The organism is Streptomyces vastus (assembly GCF_039532825.1).
GTDB lineage: Bacteria > Actinomycetota > Actinomycetes > Streptomycetales > Streptomycetaceae > Streptomyces > Streptomyces vastus.
On the sequence record NZ_BAAASJ010000022.1, the window covers coordinates 277,016 to 298,705 of the forward strand.

Genomic DNA, 21,690 nt, shown 5'->3' on the forward strand with positions numbered 1-21,690 from the left:
CGTTCCATTGCTGGTTGTTCTGGCCGTTGCAGTCCCAGATGATGACCGGGGTGCCGTTGGTGGTGCCGCGTCCGCTGGCGTCGAGGCACTTGTCGCCGGAGACGGTCAGTTGTTTGCCGGCGGTGTAGGTCCAGGTCTGGCCGGCCGCGCCGGTGCAGTCCCAGAGTTGGGTCTGGGTGCCGTTGGTGGTGCCGGCGCCGGGGACGGTCAGGCAGCGGCCGGACTGCGCGCCCACGATGGGGGCGCTCTGCCCCGGCTCGATCGGTGCCGCCACCGCGGTGGCGCCGACGGCGACAAGCACCAGGGCGGTGCCCAGCGCGGACAGCCGTCCGTACCGGCGGGGCCGAGGTATCCGAAACCTCATGGGGGTTCCTCACCTGTTCGTAGGGAGGGATGCCCGGCGCGCGACCGCGCCGGGCATCCCGTTCGGACGGGCTATACGGCGGTGAACCGCCACTGTTGGTTGGTGCCGCTGTGGCAGCTCCATTGCAGGAGTCGTGCGCCGTCGGCCGTCGAGCCGCCGTTGACGTCGACGCACAGTCCACTGGGGAGGCTTTTCACCGTGTACACGCCCACCGTGGTGGTCGGTGTGACGAGGAACTTCTGCGGATTGCTGTTGTCGCAGGTGGACTGCTGCAGGAACGCGCCCTGGGCGGTGGACCCGCCTGTGACGGCGAGGCACTTGCCGCTGTGCACCGCCTTCAGGTGGACGGCGCCGCCACCGGCGTCGACGGCCTGCCACTTCTGGTTGTCGCCGCCGGTGGTCGGCCACTGGACGATCTGGGCGCCGTCAGCGGTCGAGGCGTCGCTGACGTCCATGAATTTGCCGCTGTGCTGCGCTGCGACAGACCAGGTCCGACCGGCCACGCCGTCACCGTCGCCGCTGCCCGGTTCGCCGACCCCGTTGCCGCCGAAGGTGAGCGAGTCGAGGTCGAACCAGTTGTTCGAGGTGCCCTTGAACACCAGGTAGAGCCGGTGCGAGCCCGCGAGATCGGCAGTGTTCACCGCCGGCGTGGACTGGTAGTTGTTCCAGCCGCCGGTGCTGGGCACCGGTGTCCTGGCCAGGAGTGTGCCGGTCGGGGAGTCGGCGCGCAGTTCGATCGATCCGCCGCCGCTCGGCGACGACAGGCGGTAGCTCACGCTCGTGATGCCCGACAGGCTCATCGGGTCGAACGCGATCCAGTCGTTGTCGGAGATGTCGCCGACCCGCTTGCCGCTCTCCGCGTCGGCCTGCTCGACGACCCGCACACCCGACTGGTCCGTGTAGAACTCGGCCTGCTTGTGCTTGGGCTGGAGTATCGCGTGAGCGTAGCCGGTGAGCGGGGCCGCACCGCCGGGGCCGCCGTCGTCGGTGTAGCGGGCGTTGAGGACGTAGTACAGGTTGGCGCCGTCAGGGTGCCCGCCGAGCAGCGTCGTGTCGATGGTGCCCGAGCACCCCGGGTAGTCCGTGGTCTCATGCTGGTGGTCGTCGTGGCCGAGGGCGGGGTTGACGAACACCTTGGTGCAGTCGATGGGCGCGCCGCCGGGGTCCGAGACGGACACCTTGTACGGGACGCGGTCGCCGAAGTCCAGCATGCCGCCGTCGGGCGGAATCGTGATGGTGACCTTCGGTGCGGTGTTGCCCACGGTGATCGGCACGTTGGCGAAGGCTGTCTTGCCGGTGTTGTCGGTGACCTTGAGCTGGGCGGTGTAGTTGCCGTTGGCGGTGTAGGTGTGTGACGGATTGGCCGCCGTGGACGTGGTGCCGTCGCCGAAGGTCCAGTGGTAGCTGAGCGTGCTGCCGGGATCCGGGTCCGTGGAGCCCGCGCTGCTGAACTGTACGGTCAGCGGCGCGTTCCCGCTGGTGGGCGTTCCGGTGGCTTTGGCGATCGGCGACCGCCCGCCCTGGTTGTAGTCGATGCGGTAGAGCCCCGAGTCGTTGTTGCCACCGAAGAAGTTGGTACCCCACTCGAGCAGGTACAGCGAGCCGTCCGGCCCGAACTCCATGTCCATCGGCTTGAGGAACTTGCCGGCGGGCATGAAGGCGTTGGTCCGGGTGACCGCGGTCGCGGAGTCGAAGTGGACCTCCTTGATGGTGTGGCGCGACCACTCGTAGAAGAAGTGGACCCCGTCGTAGTAGGGCGGGAACTTCGTCCCGGAGGGGTTCGCGGCGTCGTAGCGGTAGACCGGTCCGCCCATCGGCGCCGAGCCGCCGGAGCCGAGCTCGGGGAAGTCCGGTGAGACGTCGTAGCCGTACCACATGTTCGGCGCGACGATCGGCTTGAGGCTGGTCAGGCCGGTGTTGTTCGGCGAGTTGTTGACCGGCGCGTTGCAGTTGAACTTGGCGCCGACGACGCGGGTGTCCGGGTTGTAGGGCGCGTAGGCCTGGTTGTCGCCGTGGCAGAACGGCCAGCCGTAGTTGCCCGGGGCCTTGATGACATTGAGCTCGACGAGCCCTTCGGGGCCGCGGTTCGTCGCGGGGGCGCCCCGGTCCGGGCCGTAGTCGGCGAGGTAGACCCACCCGTTGTCCGGGTCGATCGAGAAGCGGAACGGGTTGCGGAAGCCCATCGCGTAGACCTCCGGCCGGGTCTTCGCTGTGCCTTGCGGGTAGAGGTTGCCGGCCGGGATGGTGTAGCCGCCGTCGGCCGATGGCCGGATGCGCAGCAGCTTGCCACGCAGGTCGTTGGTGTTGCCGGCGGTGCGGGCGGCGTCGAGGTTGGCCTTGCCCGGCCGCCAGTCAAGCGGGGCGTAGCCCTGCCAGTTGGAGTCGAGGTTCGGTGGGACGTCGTCCCCGGTGCCGATGTAGAGGTTCCCGTCGGGGCCGAACTCGATGTACCCGCCCGTGTGCCCGGGCTCGGCGAACGTGCGGTCCCGGGTCGCGGGGATGTCGATGATCGTCACCTGGCTCGACATGTTCAGGGTGTCGCCGGTGAGCGTGAACCGGGAGACCCGGTTGATGTCGTTCGGGACTCCGGCCGGGGAGTGATACAGGTACACGTAGCCGTTGTCGGCGAAGTCGGGGTCGAGCGCCAGTCCGGTGAGGCCGTCCTCGCCACCGGTGTAGACGCTGAGCGTGCCGGCTGTCACGGTTTTGTTCGTGGTCGGTTTGAAGATCTTCAGCTGCCCGGCCCGCTGGACGTAGAGCACCCGCCCGTCCGGGGCGACCGCGAGGGCCATCGGGTCCGCGGTGTTGTCGTCGAGGGTGCGCTTCTCGAAGTTGCTCCACACGGTGCCGCCGCAGTCGCCGGGCTCCTTGCCGGCCGCCCACTTGACGCCCCCGAGGACATGGTTGCGGAAATGGGTCTCGCTGTAGGCCGCGCTGGTGTGCCCCATGGCGGTGGCCCACACGCGGCCGCCGCCGGTGTTGCGGCACCAGGAGATGGGGTGGTCCGGCCCCATGGCGCGGGAGCCCGGGTTGTACGTGCGCTCGTCCGCGGTGACCAGGACATGGACGTCGCCGCGGGGGTTGCGGTCGAAGTTGTACCACTCCTCGCTACGGTTCCAACGGTCCGGCAGGTTGGCCGTCGACGGGTGCTTCTTGTCCGCGACGACGGCGGTGCCGGGCAGCACGCCGGGGGAGTGCTCCGGCATGTGTGCGCCGCCGTTGATGGTCTGGTCCCACCACGGGTACTCGTTCTCGATGCCCATGTCTGTGGCGTTGTGGATCGCGACGATGCCCTTGCCGCTGGCGAGGTAGCCTTCCACCGCCTGACGTTGGGCCGCCGTGTTCCACACCATTCCCGAGGTCTGGAACATGATGAGCACGTCGAAGGTGGCGAGGTTTGCCGGGGTGAAAACGCTCGAGTCCTCGCTGTGGACCAACTCGAAGTCATTGGCCGCCGCCTGCTCCCGAAGCATGGTGAGGCCGGCGGGGATCGAATCGTGCCGGTAGCCGGCTGTCTTCGTGAAGACCAGGGCTCGGAAGGCCGGCGCCGCTGACGCCGGTTGGGCTACGACGAGCGACAGGAGCACGCTCGCGATCGCCCCGAAAATTAATATGATGCGACGCATGCCGTCTCCTATTTCGGCGGAGCAACAATGGCATGACCACGGGCACGCGTCGGCCGCACCTCCGATGCGCCAAAGTGCCTGAGCGCGTCGTAGGCACGCGTGTGCCGTCAGCTCGTCATCCCGTCGTCCGCCGTGACGGGCCGTCAAGTCCCTACGGAAGAAAGGGGGGCGTCACACCGGATGCGACCGTCTCCCGTGGTCTGCCGGCCAGCATGCAGCGGCGTATCGCAACAGTCAATATGGCTCGGGTGCGGTCGATTCCATAACACTTTTTGCGCATCAAATCGTCGTGGGTTTGGCGCGCGACTGTCGTCGGGCCGATTCCATAACACATTCTGCGCATCAGCCGTCGTGGATTGTCGGGCGACTGTGGACGAACCGATTCGATAACAGATTTTGGCGTATCAATCGCTGTCGACTGTGATGTCCGGTGGTATTGCCAGGCGCTCATCGAGGCATTTACTCTCGGGGCCGCGATGTCGCCATCGCGTCCGGCGAAAGTTCGCGGCTATTCGATGACAGCTCGCGGGCGGGAGCTGTCATTCCATGCCGGCCGTACCCAAAAGATTCAGCTATCGGTGACTCAGTCCTGCTGACGACGCGAATGTAGAGGGTCCCACGATGTCTGCCCTGCCGCCGTCGCCGCTGCTCGCTCTGCGAGGCATCGGCAAGTCGTTCCTCGGCGTGCGGGTGCTCGATGGCGTCGACCTCCAGGTCCGGCCGGGCGAGGTGCACGCGGTCGTCGGCGAGAACGGCGCCGGCAAGTCCACGCTCATGAAGGTGGTGTCCGGCGTCCACCAGCCCGACCAGGGAACGGTTGAGTTCGCCGGCGCACCGCGGACGTTCCGCAGCCCGCGTGAGGCCCAGCAGGCCGGTATCGGCATCGTCTACCAGGAGCTGACCCTGCTGCCCGAGCGCACCGTCGCGGAGAACGTCTGGCTGGGTCGCGAGCCCCTGCGCCGCGGGCTCGTCGACCGCAGGGCGATGCTCAGCCACACCGCGGGGCTCCTCGCCTCGATCGGGGAGGGCTCGTTACCGCCCGACACGCGTGTGGGACGACTCGGCGTGGCGCAACAACAGGTGGTCGAGATCGTCAAGGCGCTCGCCCTCGACGCCCGGCTGCTCATCATGGACGAGCCCACCGCGGCTCTCGCCGACCACGAAGTCGACCAGCTCTACGCGCTCGTACGGCGGCTGCAGGAGCACGGGATAGGCGTGCTGTACGTCTCGCACCGCCTCAAGGAGGTCTTCGACCTGTCCAGCCGGATCACCGTGCTCAAGGACGGCCGGGCGGTGGCCACCCTGGACACCGCGGACACCAGCGCCGATCAGCTGGTGCGCCACATGGTCGGCCGCGAGCTGTCGAGCTACTACCCCGACCCGGCGAAGCCGCAGGAGCTGGGCCCGGTGCGGCTGACTGTCCGGGGCGGAGGCAACCGGAAGCTGCGCGGCATCGACCTGCGGCTGCGCGCCGGCGAGGTGCTCGGCGTCGGCGGCCTGCAGGGCTCCGGCCGCTCGGCGCTGGCCCGCGCGCTGTTCGGTGCCGCACCGTTCAGCACCGGCCAGGTGACCGTCGACGGAGAGCGCGTCCGGCTGCACTCGCCCCGCGCCGCGATACGGGCCGGTATCGCCTACGTCTCCGAGGACCGCAAGGGCGAGGGGATCGTCGCCGAGCAGTCGGTGCTCGACAACGCGCTGCTGGCCGGCCGCGCCGTCCGCCCGGGCCGGCTCGGCCGCGGTGCCCGCACCGCGCGGGTCCGGGAGCTGCTCGCGGCCGTTGAACTTCGCGCCGCGGGGGAGGACCAGGAGATCCGTTTCCTGTCCGGGGGCAACCAGCAGAAGGTCGTGTTGGCCAGGTGGCTCGCGCTCGCCCCGAGGATCCTGCTCTTCGACGAGCCGACCCGGGGCATCGACGTGGGCGCCAAGTCGGCGATCCACGATCTTGTCCGTCGGCTGGCCCGCGACGGCGCCGCCGTGCTGATGGTCTCGTCCGAGCTGCCCGAGCTGCTCGGCATGAGCGACCGGATCATCGTCATGCGCGACGGCCGGATCGCCGGCGAGCTACCCGCCGGCGCGACGGAGGAGGAGGTCGTCGCCCTGGCGGTCGGCACCGTGGGGGAGGCGGCCGGATGAGCGGCGCGCTGTCCCTGCCGGCCCGGCGGACCCCGCCCGGCGTGTTCGTCGCCCTGGTCCTCACCCTGGCGATCGGCTGGCTCATCGTCACGGTCGACGGCGGCCGGCTGTTCAGCCAGCCGACGACGGTGAGCCTGCTGCACGTCGCCGCCGGTCTGGGCCTCGTCGCGGTCGGCCAGACGCTGGTCATCATCGGGGGCTCGCTGGACCTGTCCGTGGCGTACGTGGTCAGCCTGAGCACCCTCGTCGCCGCCGAGACCATGGCCGGTGACGACGGTGCGCTGCTGCCGGCGATCGGCCTGACGCTCGCCGTCAGCGCCACGATCGGCCTCGTCAACGGCCTGCTCGTCACCACAGCGCGGATCAACCCCTTCATCGCGACCGTCGGCGTCGGACTGCTGCTGAAGGGATACCTCGACAACGGATACGACGGCCCGGCCGGCAAGACCGCACCCGCCCTGGTGCAGGGCCTGGGGTACCAGCGCATCGGCCCGGTGCCGCTGTCGTTCCTGCTGCTGCTCGCCGTCGCCGCCGCGGCCTGGTTCGTGCTGGCGCGCACCCGCTTCGGCCACCACCTGATCGCCGTGGGCGGTGACCCGGAGGTCGCCCGGCTCTCCGGCGTACGGGGCAGCCGGGTCCTCGTCACCGCCCATGTGCTGTGCGCCCTCTGCGCCGGCCTCGCCGGGGTCTACCTCGCCAGCCGGCTCGGCGCCGGCGCACCGAGGGTGGGCACCGAGGGACTGTACGACCTGGAGTCGATCGCCGCGGTGGTGCTCGGCGGCACCGCCCTGGCCGGCGGGCGCGGCGGCGTTGCCGGCACGGTCGGCGGCGTGCTGCTGCTCGCGAGCATCGACGCCATCTTCAACCAGCTCGAGGTCGACGTGTTCTTCAAGCAGGTGATCCGTGGCGTGATCATCATCGCGGCGGTCGCCGTCTACGCCCGCCGGGCGATGCGAAAGGCGTCATAGCATGCGGATCGCGCGCCCACTGCGGCTCCTTGATTTCCGCTCCGGCAGTCTCGCCCCGATCATCGTGATCCTGGCGGTGTTGCTGGTTCTGCTGACCGCCCGCCAACCCGACTTCCTCTCGCCGCCGTCGCTGATGTCGTTCCTCGGCCGCTCCGCGCCGGTCGTCCTGCTCGCCGCCGGCCAGTACTTCGTGATCGTCTCCGGCGAGTTGGACCTGTCCGTCGGCTCTCTGGTCACCGCGCAGGTGGTCATCGCCGCCCGGCTGATCGACGGCGATCCGTCGGCCGGCTGGCCTGTCGTCGTGCTCCTGCTCGCGTTCGGCATCGCCGTCGGCCTCGTCAACGGCCTCGTCACCACACGGCTGCGGGTGCCGTCGTTCATCACGACTCTCGGGATGTTCCTGATCCTCGTCGGTGCCGTGTACCTGTGGTCCGACGGTGCCCCGAAGGGCGGCCTCTCCGAGGAGTTCCGCCGGCTCGGCCGGTCGGCGTTCGAGGACGTTCCCGCGCTGGGCCGGATCCCGTACGCCCTGGTCATCCTGCTGGCGGCGGCCGCTCTGGCGCTGGTGCTGACGCGTTCGGACTTCGGCCGCACCCTGGTCGCCGTCGGCGGCAACCCGCGGACCGCCGAGCTGAGCGGCGTGCGCGTGTGGCGCGCCAAGACCATGGCGTTCGTCCTCAGCGGACTCGCCGCCACGCTCGCGGCGGTCCTGATCGGCGGGTACAGCGGAGTGTCGTTCCAGGCCGGTGCCGGCCTCGAGTTCGGCGCGATCACCGCGGCGGTCCTCGGCGGTGTCGCTCTGGGCGGGGGCCGCGGTTCGGTCGTCGGCGCGATGCTGGGCGCGCTGACCCTCGAGACGCTCTTCACGCTCATGAACTTCTACGGCGTCTCCGGCGCCCTCAAACCGACCGTCCAGGGCGCGATCATTCTGTTCGCCGTGGCGGCGTCGTCCTTCCGTTTCCCGTCCAGATAAAGGGGACTCAGTGAGGCATTCCATGACGGTGCTGGCCGTGAGCACCTTACTGGTGCTGGCCGGCTGCGCCACCGACGAGCCCACCACCGGCGCATCGGGTTCGCCCTCGGCGGGCACCGGGTCGGGCACCGGGGAGCAGTCGAAGTTCTTCGTGCAGGCCGACTACGACAAGCAACTCGCGCTCCTGGACGCCGCGCCCACCGGGCCGGCCGGCAAGCCCTGGGAGCAGGCGCTCAACCCGGCGATGGTGGAGACCGCGAAGTTCACGAAGCCCGGACCGTACAAGATCTGCTTCTCCAACGCGGGGCTGAACAATCCCTGGCGCCAGGTCGGTTTCAAGACCATGCAGGCCGAGGTCGACACGCACCGCGGCCGGATCTCCCAGTTCGTCCACGTCGATGCCGAAGGCAAGGATCAGAAACAGATCGCCGACATCAACGACCTGCTCGGCAAGGGCTGCCACGCGCTCATCGTCTCGCCGAACACCACCGCGACGCTCACCCCGGCCGTGGAGGCCGCCTGCCGGAAGGGCCTGCCGGTCATCATCTTCGACCGCGGCGTCGACACGACCTGCCCGGTGACGTTCATCAACCCGATCGGCGGCTACGGATTCGGCCACGTCGCGGCGGAGTTCGTCACCCGGGAGATGAAGCGCGGTGGCAAGGTGCTCGCGCTGCGCATCCTGCCCGGCGTCGACGTGCTGGAGACCCGTTGGTCCGCGGCGAAGGTCGCCTTCGACAAGGCGGGCGTCGACGTCGTCGGCGTCGAGTTCACCGACGGTGATCCGGCCAAGACGAAGAAGATCGTCAACGACTACATCCAGCGGTACGGCACGATCGACGGCGTCTGGATGGACGCCGGGGCGGTCGCCGGCGCGGCGGTCGAGGCGTTCGAGGACGCCGGCAAGCCGGTGCCGCCGATCAACGGCGAGGACCAGCTCGACTTCCTCAAGCTGTGGAAGGACAAGAAGCTCACGGCGATCGCCCCGACCTACCCGACCTACCAGTGGCGCACCCCGATCATCGCCGCGCTGAAGATCCTCGACGGCGAGCAGGTGCCGAACCCGTGGAAGCTGCCACAGCCGACCATCACCCAGGACAACCTGGACGAGTACGTCGACGCCACCATGCCGCCGCTGCACTATGCGATGTGCGGCTGCACCGACCTGCCCGGTTACCCGCGGCGCTGGAAGTAGTCCGGTGTACACCATCGGTGTCAACCCGTGGGTCTGGGCCTCGCCGGTCGACGACGAGGCCATGGCCGAGCTGGTGCCGCGGATCGCCGCGTTCGGTTTCGACGCGGTCGAACTGCCGATCGAGCAACCCGGCGACTGGGACCCGGCCCGCACCCGCGACCTGCTGGCGGCGTACGGCCTGCGCGCGGTCGGCGTCTGTGCGGTCACCTCGCCCGGACGTGACCTCGTGAACGCCCCGCCGGAGGTCGTCGCCTCCACCGTGGCGTACCTGAAAACGTGTGTGGACAGTGCGGTGGCCGTCGGCGCGCCCTGCGTCGGCGGCCCGGTCTACGCCGCGGTGGGGCGGACCTGGCGCATGTCACCGCCTGAGCGCGCGGCCTGCTACGCGGACGTCCGCCGCGCCCTGCGGCCAGTGGCCGACTACGCGGGGGAGCAGGGCGTGAGCATCGGCGTGGAGGCCCTCAACCGCTATGAGACGAGCGTCGTCAACACGGTCGAGCAGGCGGTGGAGCTGATCGACGGCCTGCCCGCGAACGTCGGTCTCATGATCGACACCTATCACATGAACATCGAGGAGGCCGACCCCTACGAGGCGCTCGTCACGGCGGGTCCGCACATCAAGCACGTCCAGGTCAGCGGCACCGACCGCGGCACCCCGGGCGCCGACCACTTCGACTGGCCACGCTTCCTCGCCTGCCTGGCCACGACCGGCTACGGCGGCGCGGTGTGCATCGAGTCGTTCACCGCGCAGAACGAGGCCATCGCTACCGCGGCCTCGATCTGGCGGCCGCTTGCCCCGTCGCAGGACACCCTCGCCCGTGACGGGCTGTCCTACCTCCGAACCGTCCTCCGCGGACTGGAAAGCACTCCTTGACCGGGTGACAGGCCCGGTCGCGCCGTCATCCCCTTCCGCCCGGGAACCGCCATAAGGAGAAAACGTGTTCACAACTCTCACGATACGAAGGCGGCTTCTGGCCGCAGCCGCCACAGTCGGTTTAGCCGCGACCGCCGTGACGGCGTTCCCCGCGCCCGCATCCGCAGCTCCCCGCACCGTGTACGTCTCGCCGTCCGGCACCGGCACTGACTGTTCCAGCGCGCAGCCGTGCTCACTGACAGCCGCGCAGGCGGCGGTGCGATCGCTCAACGACGACATGTCGGACGACATCGTGGTGCAGTTGGCCGACGGTGTGTACCGGCTGGCCCAACCCTTCCGGCTGACGGCGGAGGACTCCGGCTCAGGCGGTCACACGGTCGTGTGGCGGGCCGCCCCGTCGGCGCGTCCGGTGATCACCGGTGCCCGGGCGGTCACCGGCTGGTCGGTGGCCGACGCGGCCAGGAACATCTGGCGGGCCGACGTGCCCGCCGGTCTCGATGCCCGGCAGCTCTATGTCGACGGCGCCGTCGCCACCCGGGCACGCACGCAGGTGAACAGGGCCGATTTCACGGCCTCCAGCGCCGGAATGAGGTTCTCGGGCGGTGCGCTGAGCTATCTGAACAACCTGGCCGACCAGAGCCGGATCGAGGTGGAGAGCGTCAACTCCTTCACCGACCGGTACTCGCCGGTGCAGAGCATCAGCGCGAACTTCATCACGATGCAGCAGCCGGCGTGGAACAACAACAACTTCGGCTACGACACCCTCATGCGGCCACACCGGGCCGGTCCGTTCTACCTGTCCAACGCGTACGAGTTCCTGGACTCGCCCGGCGAGTGGTACCTCAACCCCACGGCCGGAGACTTGTACTACATCCCCCGGGCCGGGCAGAACATGAGCACCGTCAGCGTGGAACTGCCGGCGCTGCAGTCGCTGGTGAACCTCGGGGGCACGTACGGCGAGCCGGCGCACCACATCACGTTCAGCGGGATCACCTTCACCGGTACGAGCTGGCTGGGCCCCAGCAGCAACCAGGGTTACGTAGACCAGCAGACCGGCGCGTACCTCGCCGGCAACCGGAGCTGGCCGGGCTTCGACTCCTGCCACAACGGCTGCGCGCAGTTCGAGGCCGCCCGGCCGCACTGGCTGCAGATGCCGGCCGCCGTGCAGATCTCCGCCGCCAACACCATCACCTTCAGCGACTCCAAGTTCGTCAACCTGGGCCAGACGGCCATCGGTATCGGCAACGACGCCAACGCGCACGCCAGCGGCGTCGGCCTGGGCGCCGGCAACATCACGGTGACCCGGTCGGAGATCGCCCGGAGCTCAGCCGGGGGCATCCTCGTGGGCGGCGTGCGCGCCGACGCCCACCACCCCAGCGACCAGCGCATGGTCAACAGGGACATCACGATCAGCAACAACCGCATCCACGACCTCGGGGCGGACTACCGGGGCAACGTCTCCGTCCTGACCACGTACGTCACCAACAGCACCGTCGCCCAGAACGAGGTCTACAACATGCCGTACTCCGGCATGTCGATCGGGTACGGCTGGGGCGCCAACGACGCGGGCGGCAGCAACCACTATGCCAACCGCGGCCTGTACGACTACCAGCCGCGCTACACGACGCCGACCACCGCGTCCAACAACCGGCTCATCGGCAACTACATCCACGACGTCATGCAGCAGATGAACGACGGTGGCTGCATCTACACGCTCGGATGGAACCCGAGCGCGCAGATCAGCCGGAACCACTGCCTGCGGACCAACGGACACTTCGGGCTGTACTTCGACGAGGGCTCGAAGTACTACACGGCCACCAACAACGTCTTCTCGAACACCGGTACGTGGGCGACGGCCAACTACTGGGGTGGCGAGAACATGGGGAACTGGACCGTCACCAACAACTGGTCGACCAACGGCAGCACGAACGTGACCAACGGGGACCGCGGCAACGTGGTCTCCGGCAATGTCACGGTCACCAATGGCAACTGGCCTGCCGGTGCCCGGGACGTGATGGCGTCCGCCGGGCCGCGGGACACCACCCCACCGCCGCCCAAGCAGCAGATCGTGGGCGCGCAGTCCGGCCGCTGCCTGACCGTCCCCGGCGCCGGCACCACCAACGGCACCCAGACCCAACTCTGGGACTGCACCGGCGCAACCGGCCAGACCTGGACCTACACCGCCGACAAACAACTGACCGTCCACGGCGACAAGTGCCTCGACGCCGACGGACGCGGCACCACCAACGGCACCCCGGTCGTCATCTGGGACTGCAACGGCCAGAACAACCAACAGTGGAACATCAACCCCGACGGCACCATCACCGGCGTCCAGTCCGGACTGTGCCTCGACGCCAACGCCGCCGGCACCGCCAACGGCACCAAGGTCACCCTCTGGTCCTGCCACAACGGCACCAACCAGCAGTGGGCACTGCGATAGCGGAATCGACGCCTGTCCGCTCCTTTGGGACAGGAGCGGATGCTCCTCGCTCGCGGCAGGACCCGTCAGTCGCCTCTAACGCCGCAGCCGGGTCGGCTCGCCCGGCCCGCTGCGGCGCACCACCCACGCTTCGGTGATGTGGGTGAACATCGCCTCGGCCGCACCTTTGGGGTCGTGCGCGGCGATCCGCTCGTAGATGCGCCGATGGCCGTGGTTGGACGCGACGCAGAAGGCGCGGCCGGTTCGGCCCATGTACCGGGCGGAGTTGATGACCTGGCGCTCCAGCGAACGGACCACGGCACGGCCGATGCGGTTCCCAGACGCCTGCATGACGGTGTCGTGGAACGCCCGGTCCTCTTCGTTGTATGAAGCGGGATCGTCGACGAGCTCATCCATCCGCTCCACCAGACTGCGTAGCTGGTCGATCACCTCGGCGTTCGCCAGGCGGGCGGCGACGTTGGCCATATCGGACTCCAGCACGCGGCGGGTCGCTACGAGGTGATCGAGGATGGCCAGGCTCTCGTCCTCGGCGATGGTCGCGCCGAGGACCAGCTCGTCAAGCATGTTCCACATCGCCGGCGGGGTAACCATCGTGCCGGCGCCTTGGCGGACCTGCACCAGCCCCTTCTCCTGAAGAATCTTCACCGCCTCGCGGACCACGGTGCGGCTGACCGAGAAGGTCTCGCAGAGCACGGGCTCGGGAGGCAGCGGCGAACCGGACGGATGAACTCCACGGACGATCCGCTCCACCAGCTCAGCTGTGACCGCTGCGGCAAGGTTCGCCGGGCGTCGGCTCCAGGTGGGGGCCTCGGAGGCCTCTGCGGATGACTGCGGTACTGCGGTCATGACACCCCCCGGGACCCGTGCCGTACCACGGATGCTCGCCAACTATACGGCATCCGGTTGACGTCATACGTCATACGAGTTAGATACGTCATACGAGTTGCGTTCTTCCTCAACCTCAATTGCCGGACAGCCGGCCACCTCAGGAGAGTGGGGCAGCAATGAAGCAGCGAACACTGTGGTCGGCGACCCTGGTTGCCGGGCTCGTTGTCTTAGCCGGCTGCGGAAGCGCCTCCGCCCCGGATTCGGCGTCCGGTGGTTCGAAGGGCAAGCTCGTCGTCTGGGACTGGAAGTCCGGCGACGCCGCAGCGTCCTCATACATCAAGAAGGCCAAGGCCGACTTCGCCGAGCGGCATCCCGGCGTGACGGTCGAGTTCGTCGCGCAGCCGTTCGAGCAGTATTACACCCTGCTCGGGGCCGCCATCCAAGCCGGCAAGGGGCCGGACGTCATGCTCTTCAACGGCGGCGGGCAGATCCGTGACCGGGCGGACTCCCTTCTGCCGTTGGACGATTACGTCCGTGATGACAAGAAGAGGCTGGCCGGGTGGGAGGCCTTCACCAAGGACAGCAAGACCTACGCCGCTCCGGTGACATTGCAGGGTCACCCGATCTACTACAACAAGTCGCTCTACCGGAAGGCAGGACTGGACCCGGAGCAGCCGGCCACCAGCTGGGACGAGTTCGTCGCCAACTGCCGGACCATCGCCAAGGCGACCGGTGCCAGGTGCTTCGCGCAGGGCAACAAGGAAGGCATCGGTATCCAGTTCTTCCTGTCCGGGCTCGGCTCGGGCGTCCTGCCGCCCACGGAGTACGACGACTGGATCGCCGGCCAACGAGACTGGTCTTCGCCGGCGGTCAAGCGGGTCTTCTCGCTCTGGAAGGAGGCCGATGACAAAGGCCTGAACAACGACGGGGCGAACTCGACGGCGATGTTCAACGACGCGTTCGCGGTGTTCCAGTCCAACAAGGCCGCCCACGTCATCGGGTTGATGTCGGACGTCGGGCACTGGAAGGACTTCGCCGAATTCCTCGACGCCGGCGATGTCGGCGTCATGAAGTCACCGGTCGTCACGGCCGGCGCCACGCCGAGCCTTCCCTACGACGGCGGCATCGGCTACGCCGTGGCGAAGTGGACGAAGGACCCCCAGGTCGCCGCCGACCTGGTGCGCTCCCTGACCTCGACCGACGCACTGAAGTCGTTCTACGCCGACGCGGGCGCCATCGCGGCCGACCGCACCGTGGACGTCTCGAGCGGTGGACCGGCCGTCGCCACCATCGTGTCCGCGGTCGACGGTGGCAAGCCCGCCCTCCACGTGGCCCTGTCGTCCAAGACCGTGGACCTGATGGGGCGGCTGTCTCAGCAACTGCTGAGCGGATCGGTCACGGTCGACGCGGCGGTCAAGCAGCTGGCGGCGTCCGACCAGGTGGGCTGAGGCCATGTCACCCGTTGGTTCGTCGGTCCGCGCTGCTCAAGGGGCGCGAGCAGGTGAGGCGGTAGGTGGCCGCGGCCCCGCGTCGAAATCTCCGCGAGTCCCAAAGGGCCGTCGCGCCGAACGCCTCGCCCCCTACGTCCTGGTCGCTCCCGCTGTCCTGATCATCGTGGTGCTCCGGCTGTGGCCGCTGGGGTTGGGAGTCAGCTTCTCCTTCACCGGTGACGGCGAACGCAACGGCAGCACGGTGGGGCTCGACAACTACGCAGAGCTCATCGACGACCCGCTGTTCCGCACCGCGCTTCGCAACGTCGGACTGCTGGTGCTGCTGCTGCCGGTCGCGGTCGCGATCCCGGGACTGCTCGCCACCTTCATCTACCTGCGGGTGCCAGGACACTCGTTCTTCCGGAGCGTCTACTTCTTCCCGGCTGTGCTCTCACCGGTGATCGTCGGCGCGATCTTCAACCTGCTCCTGGCCTACGACGGTCCGCTGAACGCCGTGCTCGGCGGCTCAGGGGTCGGGCCGGTGGACTGGCTCGGCGATCCCGACGTAGCCATCTTCGCCGTCGTCGGCGTGCACATCTGGGCGACGTCAGGGATGGCGCTGGTGGTGTTCCTGGCCGGGTTCGCGACCCTGGACTCCGCACTTCTGGACGCCGCCCGGGTCGACGGCGCCTCGCTCGCGCGAATGATCTGGCACGTCATCATCCCGGGTCTGTCCCGCACCATCCAGTTCGTCGTCGTCACCACGATGATCGGGATGCTGACCTCGATGTTCGGGCTGCTCTACGTCATGACCAGTGGTGGCCCGGAAGGGTCGACCTACCTGCCGGAGTACTACATCTGGGTCCAACAGGGGCAGATGAGCCTCCCGGCGCTCGCGTCGGCCGCGTCCACAGTCCTCTTCCTCATCATGCTGGTCGTGGGCCTGCTGCAGGTCGGCCTGCTGCGCCGGGCGGGGAGGGAGGACTGATGTCCCGCCTGGGGCCGGGCAGATGGCTGGTGGCCGTGCCGATGGTGCTCCTCGCCCTGGCGACGATCTACCCGCTGCTGTTCACCGCCAACGTCGCGATGAAGACCCGCCGGGAGTACATCCTCGACCGGTTCTCCCTGGCGAGCACTCTCCAGTGGGACAACCTCAGCACCGCGTGGAACAGCGTCGGCATGGGACGGTACTTCCTCAACTCCGTGATCGTGGTGGCCTGCGCCGTAGCGCTGTTACTGCTCATCGGGTCCATGGCCGGGTTCGCGCTGGCTCAAGTGCGGTTCCGTGGCTCGTCCGTGCTGGCCCTGGTCTGCCTCGCGGCACTGTTCATCCCGTTCCAGGTGATCATGGTGCCGCTGGCCAGGATGATGGCCGACGGCGGTCTCATCGACACCTATCCGGGGCTGATCCTCGCCTACGTCGCGCAGTTCCTGCCGTTCACCGTCTTCCTGATGACGAGCTACTACCGAGCGGTGCCCACCGAGCTCGTCGACGCCGCACGGATCGACGGAAACACCCTGTACGGCGTCTACCGGCGAATCATGCTGCCGATGGGTGCTCCGGCCCTGCTGTCGGTGGGCATTCTCGACGCGCTGTTCTGCTGGAACGACGTGCTCATCTCGCTGCTGATGATGCCGTCGGCAGAACATCGCACCCTGATGGTGGGCATCACCTCACTGCGCGGCCAGTACTCCGCCGACATCCCCACTTTCGCAGCCGGTGTCCTGATCGCCGGGCTACCCGTGTTGGTGACCTACCTGTTCTTGCAGCGCCAGATCGCCGACGGCGTGACGGCCGGCGCGACGAAGGGCTGACGCATGCGCATCACCGGGTACAGAACCCTGACGACGGTGCAGCAATGGGGTCGACCTGTCGGTGACGCCAACGGCGTCCACCTCGACGGTGTCGTGCCCGTGCCGGTCGTCATCGTCGAGACCGATGAGGGGATCACCGGAGTCGGCCTGGGACCACACGTGGAAGCTGAGATGATTTTCGCCGCCCTCGACGGCCAGGACCCGCGCGCGGTGACCGCCCTCTACGACCGCATGCTGCGGCACACCTTCAAAGCCGGGCATGCCGGCGTGGTGTTCGGCACGATCGGTGCGTTCGACACGGCGTTGTGGGACATCAAGGCACAGGCCGTGGGTGAGCCGCTGTGGCGGTTGCTCGGCGGCGACGACCGCACGGTCCACGCCTACGCCTCCGGCCTGGACATCGGCCTCACCGACGATGAGCTCGTCGCCGCCTACCAGGTCTATGCCGAACGCGGGCTGAGGGCCGCGAAGCTCAAGGGCGGCCTGGACATCGAGCGTGACCGGCACCGGCTGTCGCTCGTACGCGAGGTATTGACCGAGGCCGCGCACGGGACCCGGCCAGGGCTCATGCTGGATGCGAACGAGTCCTGGAGCCGCAAGCAGGCGGTACGCCACGTCGGTGAACTGGAACGCACACTCGACCTGACCTGGATCGAGGAGCCGGTCCGGCGCTGGGACGCCGACGGCCTGGCCGCTGTCAGCCGTGGCGTACGGACGGCGGTCGCCAGTGGCGAGAACCTCACCGGCCTCGAGCAGTTCCGCCCGCTGATCGCGGCGGGAGGCGTCGACATCGTCCAGACGGCCGCGGTCTGGGGAGTCACCCACTTCTTGCGTGTCGCCGCGCTGGCGCACGCCTACGACCTGCCGGTCAGCCCGATCGGCAACACGCCTGTCGCGCTGCTGCACGCCGCGACGTCTGTGCCCAACCACCTCGTCAGCGAACTGCAGGGCCTGCGGCCGCCGATCGGCGTCGTGATGGACCTGCACGTCGAGGACGGCGCCTTTGTGCTCGGCGACACGCCGGGCCTGGGCATCCGGATCGACGAAACGGTGATGACCGCGGCCCGTCAGCGAACGGCACACGCACCCGACGGACCGCACATACGGCCGGAGCGGGCCGGCCGGCGGCTGCTCGCGGTCACCCCTGGACCATGCAGATCCACCGCGGAAGGGACGTCCGACACCATGGGTATGGAGGATCGATGAAAGCGGTTGTCTACCGCGGGGCCCGCACCCTCGAGATCGAGAGCCGGGTCGCCGAGGCGCCGGCCCTGGCGAAGGAGTGGGGCGGGCGCGGCGTCAACGCCATCGCACCGGGCTGCATCGCCACCGACAACACCGAGGCGTTACGCGCGGACCCCCAGCGCGACCAGGCGATCCCTGGCCGGATCCCGGCCGGTCGCTGGAGACGCACCGACGATCTCGCCGGGGCCACGGTTTTCCTCGCCTCCCCGGCGTCGGACCGTGTCGACGGCAATGTTCTTGCCGCTGATGGCGAATGGACGGGGCGATGATGGGCCGCCCAGCATTACCAGCCGGCCGCACCCGAGTCGATCGTACGTGCGAACCCGAGGGTGGCGACGTGCGCGGCACCTGGGGCGGCCCTGCCCGAGGCAACATGTACGGGCTCGTGATGCGAGCCGGCCGACCCGACGAGACGAGCCTGGTCGTCGCCGCGCAGGCCGGCGATCCACGAGCGCTCGACGACCTGGCCGCGACGTACCTGCCGCTGGTGTACGCGATCGTGCGCAGGGCACTGGGTGAGCTCGCGGACGTCGACGACGTGGTGCAGGAGACGATGCTGCGGGCACTTCCCGAGCTGCGCACGTTGCGCGCCCCGGAGTGCTTCCGGCCCTGGCTGGCCACGATCGCGACACGACAGATCAGCACCCATCTGCACCGGCGGCAGGCGGACGCCGAACGGACGGCCCCCCTCGACGAGATGACCGACCCGCCGGACGCCGACGCCGAGAACCTGGCTCTGATCCACGTCGAGCTGTCCGGTCATCGCCGAAAGATCGTATGCGCCAGTCGATGGCTCGACCCGGACGCCCGTGCGCTGCTGTCGCTGTGGTGGCTGGAGACCGCGGGCCGGCTGACGAGGGCGGAGCTCGCGGCGGCGCTGGGAACGAGCGTGGCTCACGCGGGTGTGCGCGTCCAGCGGATGCGCAACCAGCTGGAGCTGAGCCGGTCACTCGTCGCCGCGCTGGAAGCCGGCCCCCGGTGCCCACAGCTGACCGCCGCGCTGGGGGGCTGGGACGGCCTACCGAGCACGCTGTGGCGTAAGCGCATCACCCGGCACACCCGATCCTGCGCGGACTGCTGCCGGGCCGCCGACGAACTGGTACCCCTTGAGCGGCTGATCGTCGCCTTGGCGCTGCTCCCCGTCCCGCCGACGCGGTCGGCCACGGTGCTCGACAAACCTGCGCTCGCCGGGGCGACCGAGAATGCCGTCGTGATGGGAGCCGAGCCGGCCGAGGTCGGCTCCGGGCCGGTTGCCGGCGTCAAGGCTGGGTTACTCGGCCAACTCGTCTGAGGGCTGCTCGAGTCGGCACCCAAGTCTTCGCGTTCGGCGACGGGCCGTGCTTTTCGGCACTACGGCGACTGCGACTGTTCAAGCCGGCCGCCGATAACGAAAACTGCCACGAATTACACGCGTCCGTCACTCTAATTCGCCGCCTGAAATGGTTATGAGAGGTGGCTGTCAATAGTCCCGCTTCTCCGGTTGGTTGCACGACGGCTCAGGCCCACATATATCGACGGTCCCCTCTTGAATGGACCATGACAATCTGTCAATCTTCTAGTCGTCGACGCGTAGCGTTCCCCATTCATGACCTGTGAAAGCGGAAGCCAAAAGCGATCTACGGATTGCCGGCGCCAACACAGTGCGGTGGCTCCGACTTCGAAAGGTGCCGGTGATGAACGAATTCGTGCACATCTCCCTGCCGTGGCGGATGGGGCTACTCACCCAGACCAACTCCACCTGCTGACCGGAGATCCGGGCGAAGCCGGGGAGCGAGGCTTTCCAGGCGCCACGGCAGCGGCATGACGCTGACATGCTCGCTGCGCGAGCGATCTGGGAGGGGGCCGGCGCGGAGAGGGCAAGCTCCGCGCCGGCTCGGCCGGCTGCCGGCAGGCGGCCAACGTCAACAGATCCTGCACAGCGCAGACGTGACCACACCGCCAACCGGGAAGGCACGACCATGCCCCACACCCATCGCCGGCGCTACCTCGCCCGGGCGCTCGCCTGCATCCTGACCGCTCTCAGCGCGGTCGCGGTCGTCGAGCACCCGAGCGCCTCGTTGGCCGCCGCCGACACCGCCCAGTTCCGCGGCGTCAACTGGGCCCGGCTCGGTGACAACTTCCACGGTGGACCGCTGGTCCTGCACGGGTTGAGCGGCTCCGACAGCTACCAGACGGTCGTGGCGAAAGCCAACGCCATCTACACCGGCTTTGAGAACAACCTCGGCGCCAACACCGTTCGGCTCCCGATCAACACCTACACAGTCGGGACGAGCTGGTGGAGCGCGTACACGGGCGCGATAGACGCAGCCACCGCGAAGGGATTCAAGGTCGTCCTCTCCTACTGGGACGACGGGGTGGCCGCCCGCGGCGGTCGCATCGTCAACCCGAGCGCCTTCGACACCATGTGGAACACCGTGCTTGCCCGGTACGGCACCAACAGCCTCGTCCACTTCGAGCCGATGAACGAACCGGGGGGGCACAGCGCCGGTGAGTGGGCGAACGTGGTGAGCAACTGGATCAGCAGCCACCCGTCGATTCCGCGGAACCGCATCTTCGTCAGCGGCGCCGGCCTGAACACCGACATCAGATCCATGTGCGCCGACCGCCGCCTCGACGGGACGTTCCTGTCGCTGCACCACTACACGTTCTTCAGCGGCGCGAAGACCTACGACCAGTGGGTGGCGTACCTGCGGAACGCGATCGGCTCCTGCGCCGACCGCACTGTCGTCGACGAGTTCGGCGCGCCGATGGATACCGGGCTCAACTACCACGACGCCGGCAGCACCGACAACTTCGTGCGCTACTTCCGGGCCACCACTACGGTGCTCCGGGAACTGCGGATCGGCTCCATCTACTGGCCTGGGCTGGGCGGGAAGATACGCGCCGGCCAGGGCGACGACTGGTATGCCATGCAGAAATTGCACGGGACCGGTACCAACCTCACGCTCAGCACCCCCAGCGCCAGCGGCCGCGAGCGCCTCAGATACGGCTGGGGCTTGGATGGCGACGCCCCGGCCCCGACCAGCCTGCTGCGCAACGTCAGCACCGGGCGCTGTCTGGACATCCCCGGCGGGACCACGGCGAACATCCAGGTCCAGGTGTACACCTGCGCCAACACGGCTGGCCGGCAGTGGACCTTGACGGCCGGCGGACAGATCACCGCACTTGGGGGCCAGAGGTGCCTGGATGCGTACAGCAGCGGGACGACGAACGGCACCGTGGTCGGCACGTGGGCGTGTAACGGCGGCGACAACCAGCGTTGGACGGTGGGCGCTGACGGCACCATCCGCAGCGTTCACTCCGGCCTCTGCCTCGACGTGAACACCGCCACCTTCAAGGTGCAGCTGTGGGCGTGCTGGGGCGGCGACAACCAGAGATGGCAGATCCAGAACAGTGACGCGCGACGCGACGCCCGACTCGGCGTACACGGTGGACGGTGACCGCCGGCCGCGGTCGAGCCGATGGCGACAACGACGCCACAGCAGACGGTCTGCCGGCAGCTCAAGGGTCGAACCGGCGTGGGGCCGGTGGTGATCGGATGCCGCTCCCACCTGCCCTGGGCCGACCTGCGGCGGGGATGGGACTTCGGCTCCACCGGCCACGGCGACGTGCCCTGGGAGGACTGCTTCCGCGCGCTGAACGCGATCGGCTACGACGGGCCGACCTCAGCCGAGTGGGAGGACGCCGGCATGGACCGGCCGATCCGAGCGCCCGAGGCGCTGGCGTTCGTTCGGAAGCCGGCGCTCGACGCGCCGGCCGCCCCGCGTTCGACGCCGCATTCGCGAGGAAGGACCGAGGC

Annotated in this window: 16 protein-coding genes and 1 pseudogene; 14 read left to right on the forward strand and 3 right to left on the reverse strand. The window is 68.6% G+C overall.

Annotated elements, in window-relative coordinates; all coding sequences use genetic code 11:
* Both ABD357_RS11020 and ABD357_RS11025 read right to left on the reverse strand, forming a co-directional pair.
* Positions 1-364: ricin-type beta-trefoil lectin domain protein (locus ABD357_RS11020; protein ID WP_344389366.1), on the reverse strand; the 364-nt coding region annotated here is incomplete at its 3' end.
* Positions 365-435: 71 nt separating this feature from the next.
* Positions 436-3,990, reverse strand: coding sequence for a ThuA domain-containing protein (locus tag ABD357_RS11025; protein WP_344389368.1), 3,555 nt, complete (start codon positions 3,988-3,990; stop codon positions 436-438).
* 621 nt (positions 3,991-4,611) lie between these two features.
* On the opposite strand from ABD357_RS11025, the gene ABD357_RS11030 reads away from it, so the two are divergent.
* The 6 genes from ABD357_RS11030 to ABD357_RS11055 all read left to right on the forward strand — a co-directional run bounded on the left by ABD357_RS11030 (position 4,612) and on the right by ABD357_RS11055 (position 12,573).
* Positions 4,612-6,123: a sugar ABC transporter ATP-binding protein gene (locus ABD357_RS11030; protein WP_344389369.1), complete on the forward strand. Its 1,512-nt coding sequence runs from the start codon at positions 4,612-4,614 to the stop codon at positions 6,121-6,123.
* Positions 6,120-7,091, forward strand: coding sequence for an ABC transporter permease (locus tag ABD357_RS11035; RefSeq protein WP_344389371.1), 972 nt, complete (start codon positions 6,120-6,122; stop codon positions 7,089-7,091). The genes ABD357_RS11030 and ABD357_RS11035 overlap by 4 nt, the downstream gene beginning before the upstream one ends.
* Position 7,092: 1 nt before the next feature.
* Positions 7,093-8,064 carry an ABC transporter permease gene (locus ABD357_RS11040; RefSeq protein ID WP_344389372.1) on the forward strand — a complete coding sequence of 324 codons (972 nt, stop codon included), beginning with the start codon at positions 7,093-7,095 and terminating at the stop codon, positions 8,062-8,064.
* A 22-nt stretch (positions 8,065-8,086) separates the two neighbouring features.
* Positions 8,087-9,259: a substrate-binding domain-containing protein gene (locus ABD357_RS11045; protein ID WP_344389446.1), complete on the forward strand. Its 1,173-nt coding sequence runs from the start codon at positions 8,087-8,089 to the stop codon at positions 9,257-9,259.
* 4 nt (positions 9,260-9,263) lie between these two features.
* On the forward strand, positions 9,264-10,133 hold the full coding sequence (locus ABD357_RS11050) for a sugar phosphate isomerase/epimerase family protein (protein ID WP_344389374.1): 870 nt from the start codon (positions 9,264-9,266) through the stop codon (positions 10,131-10,133).
* 136 nt (positions 10,134-10,269) lie between these two features.
* Positions 10,270-12,573, forward strand: a complete 2,304-nt coding sequence (locus ABD357_RS11055) for an RICIN domain-containing protein (RefSeq protein ID WP_344389376.1) — start codon at positions 10,270-10,272, stop codon at positions 12,571-12,573.
* Between the two features lie 75 nt (positions 12,574-12,648).
* Here ABD357_RS11055 and ABD357_RS11060 read toward each other — a convergent pair whose 3' ends face one another.
* Complete coding sequence (locus ABD357_RS11060; RefSeq protein WP_344389378.1) at positions 12,649-13,419, reverse strand: FadR/GntR family transcriptional regulator; 771 nt, start codon at positions 13,417-13,419, stop codon at positions 12,649-12,651.
* Positions 13,420-13,577: 158 nt separating this feature from the next.
* Here ABD357_RS11060 and ABD357_RS11065 point away from each other — a divergent pair, with 158 nt between their 5' ends.
* The 8 genes and pseudogenes from ABD357_RS11065 to ABD357_RS11100 all read left to right on the forward strand — a co-directional run.
* Positions 13,578-14,849: an ABC transporter substrate-binding protein gene (locus tag ABD357_RS11065; protein ID WP_344389380.1), complete on the forward strand. Its 1,272-nt coding sequence runs from the start codon at positions 13,578-13,580 to the stop codon at positions 14,847-14,849.
* A gap of 169 nt (positions 14,850-15,018) precedes the next feature.
* A complete protein-coding gene (locus ABD357_RS11070; RefSeq protein ID WP_344389448.1) occupies positions 15,019-15,819 on the forward strand; it encodes a carbohydrate ABC transporter permease in 801 nt (266 codons plus the stop codon).
* Positions 15,819-16,646, forward strand: coding sequence for a carbohydrate ABC transporter permease (locus ABD357_RS11075; RefSeq protein ID WP_344389382.1), 828 nt, complete (start codon positions 15,819-15,821; stop codon positions 16,644-16,646). The genes ABD357_RS11070 and ABD357_RS11075 overlap by 1 nt, the downstream gene beginning before the upstream one ends.
* 3 nt (positions 16,647-16,649) lie before the next feature.
* A complete protein-coding gene (locus ABD357_RS11080; RefSeq protein ID WP_344389384.1) occupies positions 16,650-17,852 on the forward strand; it encodes a mandelate racemase/muconate lactonizing enzyme family protein in 1,203 nt (400 codons plus the stop codon).
* The gene (locus ABD357_RS11085; protein WP_344389385.1) at positions 17,849-18,160 is read left to right on the forward strand and encodes an SDR family oxidoreductase; all 312 of its coding nucleotides are present in this window, start codon (positions 17,849-17,851) and stop codon (positions 18,158-18,160) included. The genes ABD357_RS11080 and ABD357_RS11085 overlap by 4 nt, the downstream gene beginning before the upstream one ends.
* Positions 18,161-18,228: 68 nt before the next feature.
* Positions 18,229-19,182 carry an RNA polymerase sigma factor gene (locus ABD357_RS11090; RefSeq protein ID WP_344389387.1) on the forward strand — a complete coding sequence of 318 codons (954 nt, stop codon included), beginning with the start codon at positions 18,229-18,231 and terminating at the stop codon, positions 19,180-19,182.
* Positions 19,183-19,849: 667 nt separating this feature from the next.
* Positions 19,850-21,331, forward strand: coding sequence for an RICIN domain-containing protein (locus ABD357_RS11095; protein ID WP_344389389.1), 1,482 nt, complete (start codon positions 19,850-19,852; stop codon positions 21,329-21,331).
* 54 nt (positions 21,332-21,385) lie between these two features.
* A pseudogene (locus tag ABD357_RS11100) lies at positions 21,386-21,672 on the forward strand (TIM barrel protein); the annotation flags it as partial.
* Positions 21,673-21,690: the final 18 nt, after the last annotated feature.